At 67.2% G+C, this 9,259-nt stretch carries 18 protein-coding genes; all 18 read right to left on the reverse strand.

Going from position 1 to position 9,259, the window contains the following annotated elements; all coding sequences use genetic code 11:
* Positions 1-74 precede the first annotated feature (74 nt).
* A complete protein-coding gene (locus HZS56_RS07005) occupies positions 75-260 on the reverse strand; it encodes a type Z 30S ribosomal protein S14 (RefSeq protein ID WP_003948630.1) in 186 nt (61 codons plus the stop codon).
* Between the two features lie 5 nt (positions 261-265).
* The gene (rplE, locus tag HZS56_RS07010) at positions 266-823 is read right to left on the reverse strand and encodes a 50S ribosomal protein L5 (protein ID WP_037760820.1); all 558 of its coding nucleotides are present in this window, start codon (positions 821-823) and stop codon (positions 266-268) included.
* Positions 823-1,146: a 50S ribosomal protein L24 gene (gene rplX / locus HZS56_RS07015; protein WP_003974256.1), complete on the reverse strand. Its 324-nt coding sequence runs from the start codon at positions 1,144-1,146 to the stop codon at positions 823-825. Before rplX ends, rplE begins: the two co-directional genes overlap by 1 nt.
* 2 nt (positions 1,147-1,148) lie before the next feature.
* Positions 1,149-1,517 (reverse strand): 50S ribosomal protein L14, encoded by a 369-nt coding sequence (rplN, locus tag HZS56_RS07020; RefSeq protein ID WP_003974257.1) that lies wholly within the window; start codon positions 1,515-1,517, stop codon positions 1,149-1,151.
* 256 nt (positions 1,518-1,773) lie between these two features.
* Entirely contained in the window at positions 1,774-2,061 is a 288-nt protein-coding gene (gene rpsQ / locus HZS56_RS07025) for a 30S ribosomal protein S17 (protein ID WP_031041552.1), read from the reverse strand.
* The gene (rpmC, locus tag HZS56_RS07030; RefSeq protein ID WP_007494763.1) at positions 2,061-2,285 is read right to left on the reverse strand and encodes a 50S ribosomal protein L29; all 225 of its coding nucleotides are present in this window, start codon (positions 2,283-2,285) and stop codon (positions 2,061-2,063) included. The genes rpsQ and rpmC overlap by 1 nt, the downstream gene beginning before the upstream one ends.
* The gene (rplP, locus tag HZS56_RS07035) at positions 2,285-2,704 is read right to left on the reverse strand and encodes a 50S ribosomal protein L16 (RefSeq protein WP_216719819.1); all 420 of its coding nucleotides are present in this window, start codon (positions 2,702-2,704) and stop codon (positions 2,285-2,287) included. Before rplP ends, rpmC begins: the two co-directional genes overlap by 1 nt.
* Positions 2,705-2,709: 5 nt before the next feature.
* Entirely contained in the window at positions 2,710-3,555 is an 846-nt protein-coding gene (gene rpsC, locus HZS56_RS07040; protein WP_216719820.1) for a 30S ribosomal protein S3, read from the reverse strand.
* The gene (gene rplV / locus HZS56_RS07045) at positions 3,555-3,902 is read right to left on the reverse strand and encodes a 50S ribosomal protein L22 (RefSeq protein WP_216719821.1); all 348 of its coding nucleotides are present in this window, start codon (positions 3,900-3,902) and stop codon (positions 3,555-3,557) included. The genes rpsC and rplV overlap by 1 nt, the downstream gene beginning before the upstream one ends.
* Positions 3,903-3,944: 42 nt before the next feature.
* On the reverse strand, positions 3,945-4,226 hold the full coding sequence (gene rpsS / locus HZS56_RS07050) for a 30S ribosomal protein S19 (RefSeq protein ID WP_003974263.1): 282 nt from the start codon (positions 4,224-4,226) through the stop codon (positions 3,945-3,947).
* A 12-nt stretch (positions 4,227-4,238) separates the two neighbouring features.
* Positions 4,239-5,075 carry a 50S ribosomal protein L2 gene (rplB, locus tag HZS56_RS07055; protein ID WP_216719822.1) on the reverse strand — a complete coding sequence of 279 codons (837 nt, stop codon included), beginning with the start codon at positions 5,073-5,075 and terminating at the stop codon, positions 4,239-4,241.
* 40 nt (positions 5,076-5,115) lie between these two features.
* Complete coding sequence (gene rplW / locus HZS56_RS07060) at positions 5,116-5,535, reverse strand: 50S ribosomal protein L23 (protein ID WP_007443985.1); 420 nt, start codon at positions 5,533-5,535, stop codon at positions 5,116-5,118.
* On the reverse strand, positions 5,535-6,194 hold the full coding sequence (gene rplD, locus HZS56_RS07065) for a 50S ribosomal protein L4 (RefSeq protein ID WP_216719823.1): 660 nt from the start codon (positions 6,192-6,194) through the stop codon (positions 5,535-5,537). Before rplD ends, rplW begins: the two co-directional genes overlap by 1 nt.
* Before the next feature lie 7 nt (positions 6,195-6,201).
* On the reverse strand, positions 6,202-6,846 hold the full coding sequence (gene rplC, locus HZS56_RS07070) for a 50S ribosomal protein L3 (RefSeq protein ID WP_216719824.1): 645 nt from the start codon (positions 6,844-6,846) through the stop codon (positions 6,202-6,204).
* Positions 6,847-6,864: 18 nt separating this feature from the next.
* Positions 6,865-7,173 (reverse strand): 30S ribosomal protein S10, encoded by a 309-nt coding sequence (gene rpsJ, locus HZS56_RS07075; protein WP_003948644.1) that lies wholly within the window; start codon positions 7,171-7,173, stop codon positions 6,865-6,867.
* A gap of 417 nt (positions 7,174-7,590) precedes the next feature.
* The gene (locus tag HZS56_RS07080; protein WP_216719825.1) at positions 7,591-7,977 is read right to left on the reverse strand and encodes a hypothetical protein; all 387 of its coding nucleotides are present in this window, start codon (positions 7,975-7,977) and stop codon (positions 7,591-7,593) included.
* A gap of 128 nt (positions 7,978-8,105) precedes the next feature.
* Positions 8,106-8,312 carry a DUF397 domain-containing protein gene (locus tag HZS56_RS07085; RefSeq protein ID WP_216719826.1) on the reverse strand — a complete coding sequence of 69 codons (207 nt, stop codon included), beginning with the start codon at positions 8,310-8,312 and terminating at the stop codon, positions 8,106-8,108.
* Complete coding sequence (locus tag HZS56_RS07090) at positions 8,309-9,154, reverse strand: helix-turn-helix domain-containing protein (RefSeq protein ID WP_216719827.1); 846 nt, start codon at positions 9,152-9,154, stop codon at positions 8,309-8,311. Before HZS56_RS07090 ends, HZS56_RS07085 begins: the two co-directional genes overlap by 4 nt.
* Between the last annotated feature and the right edge of the window lie 105 nt (positions 9,155-9,259).

Genomic DNA, 9,259 nt, shown 5'->3' on the forward strand with positions numbered 1-9,259 from the left:
CCTAAGGCATGCGGAGCCGGGCATCTGCCCACCCAGATACTTACCGAGAGTCTGAATAACCCGGAATTACCGGATTACCAGGAGCTCTTGGTCACGCCCGGCAGCTCGCCGCGGTGAGCCATCTCACGAAGGCACACGCGGCACAGGCCGAACTTGCGGTAGACGGAGTGCGGGCGGCCGCAGCGCTGGCAGCGGGTGTAGCCACGCACACCGAACTTGGGCTTGCGAGCAGCCTTGGCAATCAGAGCCTTCTTCGCCATCTCGCTCACGCCTCCTTGAAGGGGAAGCCGAGGTGACGAAGGAGCGCGCGGCCCTCAGCGTCGTTGGTCGCCGTGGTCACCACGGTGATGTCCATACCCCGGACGCGGTCGATCTTGTCCTGGTCGATCTCGTGGAACATGACCTGCTCCGTGAGACCGAAGGTGTAGTTGCCACGGCCGTCGAACTGCTTGGGGGACAGACCGCGGAAGTCGCGGATGCGCGGCAGCGCGAGCGACAGGGTGCGGTCCAGGAACTCCCACATGCGGTCGCCACGGAGCGTGACGTGGGCACCGATCGGCTGGCCCTCGCGCAGCTTGAACTGCGCGATGGACTTGCGGGCCTTGGTGACGGCCGGCTTCTGACCGGTGATCGTGGTGAGGTCGCGGATGGCGCCCTCGATCAGCTTGGAGTCGCGGGCGGCGTCGCCCACACCCATGTTGACCACGATCTTGACGAGGCCGGGGACCTGCATGACGTTCTCGTAGGAGAACTCCTCACGCAGCTTGCCCGAGATCTCCTCGCGGTACTTCGTCTTGAGACGCGGAGTGGTGGTGGTAGCCATCAGATGTCCTCACCCGTCCGCTTGGCAACGCGAACCTTGTTGCCCTCGTCGTCGAAGCGGTAACCGACGCGCGTGACGACCTTGTTGCCGTCCTTCTCCACGACCAGCTGGACGTTGGAGACGTGGATCGGGGCCTCGGTGGTCACGATGCCGCCGGCCTGCGAACCGCGAGCGGTCGGCCCGGCCTTGGTGTGCTTCTTGACCCGGTTGACACCCTCGACCAGGACACGGTCCTCGCGGGGGAAGGCCGCGATGACCTTGCCCTGCTTGCCCTTGTCCTTGCCGGTGATGACCTGGACCAGGTCGCCCTTCTTGATCTTCATGCTCACAGCACCTCCGGCGCGAGGGAGATGATCTTCATGAACTTCTTCTCGCGCAGCTCACGGCCCACGGGGCCGAAGATACGGGTGCCGCGAGGGTCGCCGTCGTTCTTCAGAATGACGGCGGCGTTCTCGTCGAAGCGGATGTACGAGCCGTCGGGACGGCGGCGCTCCTTGACGGTGCGAACGATGACCGCCTTGACGACGTCACCCTTCTTCACGTTGCCACCGGGGATCGCGTCCTTGACGGTGGCGACGATGACGTCACCGATACCCGCGTAGCGGCGACCGGAGCCACCGAGCACACGGATGGTCAGGATTTCCTTCGCACCCGTGTTGTCGGCGACACGCAGTCGCGACTCCTGCTGGATCACGTCTATCTCCTGAATGTCTGCCGGTTCCCTCCGGGGGTCGAGCCCGGAGAGCCTGGCGGAACTCCCCTGCGGATGGTCCCCGCAGGAACTTACGAGGCCGTACCTGCCGGGCCGCGTAAAACGACTTACGCGTCACGTGAGTGCTTCACGCTGCCCGGCCGGTTTCCCCGCGGGGGGTCCGCAAGTCGCCTCACGGACCCCCTGCGGGGTCGGCGCTTCTGGCCTGCGGGGCCTCTGCTTCGAGGCCCCGCAGGGATTACTTGGCCTTCTCGAGGATCTCGACGACGCGCCAGCGCTTCGTCGCGGACAGCGGCCGGGTCTCCATGAGGAGGACACGGTCGCCGACGCCCGCGGCGTTCTGCTCGTCGTGCGCCTTGAGCTTCTCGGTACGGCGGATGACCTTGCCGTACAGCGCGTGGGTCACGCGGTCCTCGACGGCGACGACGACGGTCTTGTCCATCTTGTCGCTGACGACCAGACCCTGGCGGGTCTTGCGGAAGCCGCGTGCGGCCTTCGTCTCTTCAGTCACGTTGCTCTCGCTCATCAGGCGTTCTCCACCGTTTCGATGCCCAGCTCACGCTCGCGCATCAGGGTGTAGATCCGCGCGATGTCCTTGCGGACCGCCTTCAGACGGCCATGGTTCTCGAGCTGCCCGGTCGCCGCCTGGAAGCGGAGGTTGAACAGCTCTTCCTTGGCCTCGCGGAGCTTCGCGAGAAGCTCCTCGTTGCCCAGCTCGCGCAGCTCGGACGCCTTGGTGCCGGCCGACATCACGCTTCACCTGCCTCGCGCTTGACGATCCGGCACTTCATCGGCAGCTTGTGGGCCGCACGGGTCAGCGCCTCACGGGCGATCTTCTCGTTGGGGTAGGACAGCTCGAACATGACCCGGCCCGGGTGCACGTTCGCGACCCACCACTCCGGAGAACCCTTGCCGGAACCCATGCGGGTCTCGGCCGGCTTCTTCGTGAGCGGGCGGTCCGGGTAGATGTTGATCCAGACCTTGCCGCCACGCTTGATGTGGCGGGTCATCGCGATACGGGCGGCCTCGATCTGGCGGTTGGTCACGTACGCCGGGGTGATGGCCTGGATGCCGTACTCGCCGAACGCAACCTGCGTACCGCCCTTGGCCATGCCGCGGCGCTTGGGGTGGTGCTGCTTGCGGTGCTTGACCCTGCGGGGGATCAGCATGACGGTCAGGCCTCCGTTCCGCCGGTAGAAGAGGACGAGGCCTCGGCCGGAGCGGCAGCGGCGGGCGCGTCGGCCTTGGGGGCCTCGGCGGCGGGAGCCGACTGCTGCTGCGGCTTGCGCCCACGACGCTCGCCACCGCGGCCACCGCGGGCCGGGCGGTCGTTGCCGCCACGGGCCGGACGGTTGCCGGCGCGGGCGGCGGCGTTCTCGGCGCGGACCTCGGCGATGTTCTTGACGTCGCCCTTGTAGATCCAGACCTTCACACCGATGCGGCCGAAGGTCGTCTTGGCCTCGAAGAAGCCGTAGTCGACGTTCGCGCGGAGCGTGTGCAGGGGCACACGGCCCTCGCGGTAGAACTCCGAGCGGGACATCTCGGCGCCGCCGAGGCGGCCACCGCACTGGATCTTGATGCCCTTGGCGCCGGCCTTCATCGTGCCCTGCATGCTCTTGCGCATGGCGCGACGGAAGGAGACGCGGGAGGACAGCTGCTCGGCGACGGCCTGGGCCACCAGCTGAGCGTCCGTCTCGGGGCTCTTGACCTCGAGGATGTTCAGCTGGACCTGCTTGCCGGTCAGCTTCTCCAGGTCACCGCGGATGCGGTCGGCCTCGGCGCCGCGGCGGCCGATGACGATGCCGGGACGGGCGGTGTGGATGTCCACGCGGACGCGGTCACGGGTGCGCTCGATCTCCACCTTGGAGATGCCGGCGCGCTCCATGCCGGACGTCATCATCCGACGGATGGCGACGTCTTCCTTGACGTAGTCCTTGTACAGCTTGTCGGCGTACCAACGCGACTTGAAGTCGGTCGTGACACCGAGCCGGAACCCGTGCGGGTTTACCTTCTGGCCCATTACCGGGTTCCTTCCTTGCTGCTGACGACCACGGTGATGTGGCTGGTCCGCTTGCGGATCCGGTAGGCACGGCCCTGGGCGCGCGGCCGGAACCGCTTCAGGGTCGGGCCCTCGTCGACGAACGCCTCGGAGATGAAGAGGCTGTCGGCGTCGGTGTGGTCGTAGTTGTGCGCGGCGTTGGCGATGGCGCTGTCCAGCACCTTGCCGACCGGCACGCTCGCGGCCTGCGGGGCGAAACGCAGGACCGCCTGAGCCTCCGTGGCGTCCATGCCACGGATGAGGTCCACCACGCGGCGGGCCTTCATGGGCGTGACGCGGATGTACCGCGCCTGGGCCCTGGCTTCCATGGTTGTCCCTTCAGTGTTTGTCATGGTCTGTCACCCCGCTGACTAGCGGCGCTTCGACTTCCGGTCGTCCTTGACGTGACCCCGGAAGGTGCGCGTCGGCGAGAACTCGCCGAGCTTGTGGCCGACCATGGACTCGGTGACAAACACCGGGATGTGGGTCTTGCCGTTGTGCACCGCGATCGTGTGGCCGAGCATGGCCGGGACGATCATCGAGCGACGGGACCAGGTCTTGATGACGTTCTTGGTGCCGGCTTCGTTCTGCGTGTCCACCTTCTTGATCAGGTGGTCGTCGACGAAGGGCCCCTTCTTCAAGCTACGCGGCATCTCAACCCGTCCTTAGCGCTTCTTGTTCGTCTTGCGGCGGCGGACGATGTACTTGTTCGACGCCTTCTTGGGCGAACGAGTACGGCCTTCCTTCTGACCCCACGGGGACACGGGGTGACGACCACCGGAGGTCCGGCCCTCACCACCACCGTGCGGGTGGTCCACCGGGTTCATGACCACACCGCGGACGGTCGGGCGAACGCCCAGCCACCGCTTGCGGCCCGCCTTGCCCCAGTTGATGTTGCTCTGCTCGGCGTTGCCGACCTCGCCGACCGTGGCGCGGCAGCGCTGGTCGACCAGGCGGATCTCTCCGGACGGCATGCGCAGGTGGGCCATGGAGCCCTCCTTCGCGAGCAGCTGCACGGAGGCACCGGCGGAGCGGGCGAACTTGGCGCCGCCACCGGGACGGAGCTCGATCGCGTGGATCGTGGTACCGACCGGGATGTTGCGGAGCGCCAGGTTGTTGCCCGGCTTGATGTCGGCCCCGGGACCGTTCTCGACGCGGTCGCCCTGCTGCAGGTTGCGCGGGGCGAGGATGTAGCGCTTCTCGCCGTCGGCGTAGTGCAGCAGCGCGATGCGCGCGGTGCGGTTGGGGTCGTACTCGATGTGCGCGACCTTCGCCGGCACGCCGTCCTTGTCGTGCCGACGGAAGTCGATGACACGGAAGGCGCGCTTGTGTCCGCCACCCTGGTGGCGAACGGTCACACGACCGGCGTTGTTACGGCCGCCCTTGCTGTGCAGCGGGCGGACCAGCGACTTCTCCGGCGTGGACCGCGTGACCTCGACGAAGTCGGCGACGCTGGAGCCGCGACGGCCCGGCGTAGTCGGCTTGTACTTGCGGATTCCCATTTCTCAGTCCTCGTCCGATTCCGGACGATCCGGACCTCCCTCAGGAGGTCGGACCGCCGAAGATGTCGATACGGTCGCCCTCGGCGAGGGTCACGATCGCGCGCTTGCTGTCGGCACGCTTGCCGAAGCCCGTGCGGGTCCGCTTCCGCTTGCCCTGGCGGTTGATCGTGTTGACCCCGGTGACCTTGACCGAGAAGACCGCCTGGACGGCCTCCTTGATCTGGGTCTTGTTGGAGCCCGGCGCGACGATGAACGTGTACTTGTTCTCGTCGAGGAGCGCGTAGCTCTTCTCGGACACGACCGGCTTCAGCAGCACGTCACGGGGGTCCGTGAACGCCTTGCTGGCCGGGGTGACGACGGTGTTCTTGCCCTCGGCCTCGTGGCGGCGCGCCTTGGCGACGCGCGCGGCCTTGGCGGCCTTGGCCGCCTTGGAGGCGATGCTCGGGTGACGCGTAGCCATCAGGCTTCGCTCCCTTCGGTGTCAGTGGCCTTGTCGGGGCCAGACACGAAGGACTCGAAAGCGGCCTGGGTGAAGACCACGTCGTCCGAGACGAGAACGTCGTACGTGTTCAGCTGGCCCGGCTCCAGGATGTGGATCTGGGGCAGGTTGCGGGCGGACAGCCACGCGGCCTCGTCGGTGCGGTCGGCGACCAGGAGCAGGTTCTTGCGCTCGCTGATCTTGCCGAACAGCGTCTTGGCGGCCTTCGTGGACGGGGTCTCGCCCTCGATGACGCCGGAGACGACGTGGATGCGGTCGTGGCGGGCCCGGTCGGTGAGGGCGTGGCGCAGGGCCGCGGCCTTCATCTTCTTCGGGGTCCGCTGCGAGTAGTCACGCGGCTGCGGGCCGTGGACGACGCCACCGCCGGCGAACTGCGGCGCACGGGTCGAACCCTGGCGGGCGCGGCCGGTGCCCTTCTGGCGGTACGGCTTCTTGCCGCCACCACGGACCTCGCCACGGGTCTTGGTCTTGTGCGTGCCCTGGCGGGCAGCGGCCAGCTGGGCGACGACGACCTGGTGGATCAGCGGAATGCTGACCTTCTCCACACCGAAGATGCCCTCGGGCAGCTCGACGCTTCCGGTCTTCTCGCCGGCCGGCGAAAGGATGTCAACAGTGCTCATCGGTACCTCAGGCCCCCTTGGCCGCGGTGCGGACCAGGACGAGGCCGCCGTTCGGACCGGGAACCGCGCCCTTGATGAGCAGCAGACCCTTCTCCGCGTCAACGGCGTGGACGGTCAGGTTCTGGGTGGTGACCCGCTCGTTGCCCATACGGCCGGCCATGCGGAGGCCCTTGAACACGCGGCCCGGGGTGGCGCAGCCACCGATGGAACCGGGCGAGCGGTGCTTGCGCTGGGTGCCGTGTCCGGCGCCGAGGCCCTTGAAGTTGTGACGCTTCATGACACCGGCGAAGCCCTTGCCCTTGCTCTTGCCGGTGACGTCGACCTTCACGCCGGACTCGAAGACCTCGGCGGTGACTTCCTGACCGAGGGTGTACTCGGCGGCGTCGGCCGTACGGATCTCGACGAGGTGACGGCGGGGGGTGACGTCGGCCTTGGCGAAGTGGCCCTTGAGGGGCTTGTTCACCTTGCGCGGGTCGATCTCGCCGAACGCGATCTGGACGGACTCGTAGCCGTCGACGTCGTTCGTGCGGACCTGGGTGACGACGTTGGGGCCGGCCTTGACGACGGTGACCGGAACGACGCGGTTGTTCGCGTCCCACACCTGCGTCATGCCGAGCTTCTCGCCCAGGATGCCCTTGATCTGCTTAGCCATTCTTCAGATCACCGGCCTTCAGAGCTTGATCTCGATGTCGACACCGGCCGGGAGGTCGAGTCGCATCAGAGAGTCAACGGTCTTGGGGGTCGGGTCGAGAATGTCGATCAGGCGCTTGTGCGTGCGCATCTCGAAGTGCTCGCGCGAGTCCTTGTACTTGTGCGGCGACTTGATGACGCAGTACACGTTCTTCTCAGTGGGCAGCGGCACCGGGCCCGCGACCGACGCACCAGTGCGGGTCACCGTCTCGACGATCTTCTTCGCCGAGGAGTCGATGACCTCGTGGTCGTAGGCCTTGAGCCGGATGCGGATCTTCTGTCCCGCCATGGCTACTCAGTAGTCCTGTCTCTCGTAACGCTCTGGAACCCGGCGGTTCCCTACCGCTCCCCTCCCCCTCCGACCCACGCGGTCGGGCGTGTCGCACCCTCGCTGACACAGATGCCCCTTGTTCGAACATCCCTGCTCTGGGAGGTGCGGGCCCTTCCGGAACCGCGGACCGGGGGCGAGAGGCCCACCGGGCGCCTGGCCGGTACCCCGCTGACGCTTCCCGGAAGATTCCCGTACGTCCGCCCCTACATCTTTCGATGTCATACATGGGACGACGAGTACTGTGGGACTCGCTTCCGGTCCCCCCGGCGGGAGGCGCGCAGCATCGGCACTCGACCGAGCAACCCCGCTAGTCTGCCATACGGGCGGGGAGGGTGGCCAATCGGGGCGGGGAGGATACCCCGGGGGTGACGGAGATCAAACACGCGACCCTCGGAGTGCCTCCGGGAACTCCGCTTCCAGGAGCCAGTACTCCCCTTCTTCCGCACTGGCGGCAAGGGCGAAGTGGCCGCTCAGCGATCTGGCGACGAAGAGGAGATCGCCCGGCTGATCCTCCGTGGCCGAGACGGACGTCCGATCGGTCACCCGTACTCGGACCCAACCCAGCTCCATGCCGGCGCCCACCAGGAACGAACCGTCACCGGCCACAAGCTGTCCGGCTCGGGCACGCGCCCTCCACCGGTCATCGACGGCCTGGGCCGCGTCGGTCCCGTTCCGCCGAATGCGCTCGACAGGCTCGGCGTCGAGGTGCACGACCCTGCGGAACACTTCGGTCACCGTCGGACCGTCCTGCTCCGCGTGCATGCCGAGCACCTCGAAGCCGGCATCCTTCAAACGGGACCCTTGTGAAGTCCACTCGCTCAACGGTCGTCTCCCCGTCTGCGCTCGCACACGACTTTGCGATGCGGCGCCCCAGGGACCGGGCTACCGGTTCACCGTGACGGCCTGCGCCCCAGAGCCGTGGACGACGCGACGAACGCGGTCCACGCCTGCGGCGTGAGCGCGAGTCGGGGGCCGGATGCCCGCTTGGAGTCGCGAACGTGGATGGTGACGGCGGTGGGGGCGACTTCGACGCAGTCGTTGCCGTTACTGCTGTCGCTGTAGCTGCTCTTGAACCAGTGGAGTTCCGGCGTGCTCATAGCTCTCCCAGCGTTTGCTCGATGAAGACCAGAGACTCCTCTGGTGTGAGCGCCTGAGCCCGGATGATGCCATAGCGAAGATCGAGTACGCGGAGCTGCCTGGGCTGCGAGACCGGGCGGCCTCCGAAGTCGCCGTCGGTACGCCCCATCCCCGTGCCGTCCGCGAACTTGAGCACTTGGATACGTCCTCCTGTTCCCGGGTGGTTGGCGCGCACGGTCGGCATCACCTGGAGCTCCACGTACGGCAACTTCGCCATTTCCAGCATGTGTTCGAGCTGTCGGCGCAGCACCATTGTGTCCCCGATCGGGCGGCGCAGCGTCACCTCTTCCAGGACGAAGCTGAACTCCGGCGCGGGTGAGCGCTCGAAGACGGACTTCCGGGCCATGCGAGCGACCGTCATGCGCTCCAGTTCGTCCGGCGAGTAGGCGGGACGCCAGGTGCGGAGCAGCGCCCGCGCGTACTCCTCGGTCTGCAGGAGCCCGTGGATGTTGTGGTTGCTGTACAGCAGCATCTCGACCGACCGTTCCTCCAGCTCGGCCAGTTGCCGCACCTTCTTGGGATACCGCGCCTTGCGCATGTCTTCCATGAAGGCCCTGAGATGTCCCTGGGCCTTCAGGATCTGGTCCGCCCGGTCCAGGCACTCCGGGCGGGGGATGCGGGCCCCGCGTTCGATCTTGCGGATCATGTCCTCGCCGTACCCGAGGGATGCCGCCAGTTCGGGGACGCTCACCCCGGCCGCCTCCCGGCAGACCCTGAGCAGCCGGCCCACCGCCTGCACCACCGGCTCGATCTCGTCGCCCGGCTCGACATCCCAGCCCGCCTCGTCGACACCCTTGTCCACGGCTCCTCCTTCGGCGCGTACTTCGTACTCGTACAACGCCCGGGACAGCCGAGACAGCCGAGACAAAAGCCGGGACAGTGACGGTACGTGCAGGCGTTGTCACTC

It is taken from the genome of Streptomyces mayonensis, assembly GCF_018982965.1.
Taxonomy (GTDB): Bacteria; Actinomycetota; Actinomycetes; order Streptomycetales; family Streptomycetaceae; genus Streptomyces; species Streptomyces mayonensis.

Excerpts from the sequence above, each read along its gene's own strand:
- rplC (WP_216719824.1), bottom strand. The coding sequence starts at position 6,846 with ATGGCTAAGCAGATCAAGGGCATCCTGGGCGAGAAGCTCGGCATGACG.
- HZS56_RS07005 (WP_003948630.1), bottom strand. The coding sequence starts at position 260 with ATGGCGAAGAAGGCTCTGATTGCCAAGGCTGCTCGCAAGCCCAAGTTC.
- rpmC (WP_007494763.1), bottom strand. The coding sequence starts at position 2,285 with ATGTCGGCCGGCACCAAGGCGTCCGAGCTGCGCGAGCTGGGCAACGAG.
- HZS56_RS07085 (WP_216719826.1), bottom strand. The coding sequence starts at position 8,312 with ATGAGCACGCCGGAACTCCACTGGTTCAAGAGCAGCTACAGCGACAGC.
- rplP (WP_216719819.1), bottom strand. The coding sequence starts at position 2,704 with ATGCTGATCCCCCGCAGGGTCAAGCACCGCAAGCAGCACCACCCCAAG.
- rplB (WP_216719822.1), bottom strand. The coding sequence starts at position 5,075 with ATGGGAATCCGCAAGTACAAGCCGACTACGCCGGGCCGTCGCGGCTCC.
- rplD (WP_216719823.1), bottom strand. The coding sequence starts at position 6,194 with ATGAGCACTGTTGACATCCTTTCGCCGGCCGGCGAGAAGACCGGAAGC.
- rpsJ (WP_003948644.1), bottom strand. The coding sequence starts at position 7,173 with ATGGCGGGACAGAAGATCCGCATCCGGCTCAAGGCCTACGACCACGAG.
- rplX (WP_003974256.1), bottom strand. The coding sequence starts at position 1,146 with ATGAAGATCAAGAAGGGCGACCTGGTCCAGGTCATCACCGGCAAGGAC.
- rpsS (WP_003974263.1), bottom strand. The coding sequence starts at position 4,226 with ATGCCGCGTAGCTTGAAGAAGGGGCCCTTCGTCGACGACCACCTGATC.
- HZS56_RS07080 (WP_216719825.1), bottom strand. The coding sequence starts at position 7,977 with ATGCACGCGGAGCAGGACGGTCCGACGGTGACCGAAGTGTTCCGCAGG.
- rpsC (WP_216719820.1), bottom strand. The coding sequence starts at position 3,555 with ATGGGCCAGAAGGTAAACCCGCACGGGTTCCGGCTCGGTGTCACGACC.
- rplV (WP_216719821.1), bottom strand. The coding sequence starts at position 3,902 with ATGGAAGCCAGGGCCCAGGCGCGGTACATCCGCGTCACGCCCATGAAG.
- rplE (WP_037760820.1), bottom strand. The coding sequence starts at position 823 with ATGGCTACCACCACCACTCCGCGTCTCAAGACGAAGTACCGCGAGGAG.
- rplW (WP_007443985.1), bottom strand. The coding sequence starts at position 5,535 with ATGGCTACGCGTCACCCGAGCATCGCCTCCAAGGCGGCCAAGGCCGCC.
- rpsQ (WP_031041552.1), bottom strand. The coding sequence starts at position 2,061 with ATGAGCGAGAGCAACGTGACTGAAGAGACGAAGGCCGCACGCGGCTTC.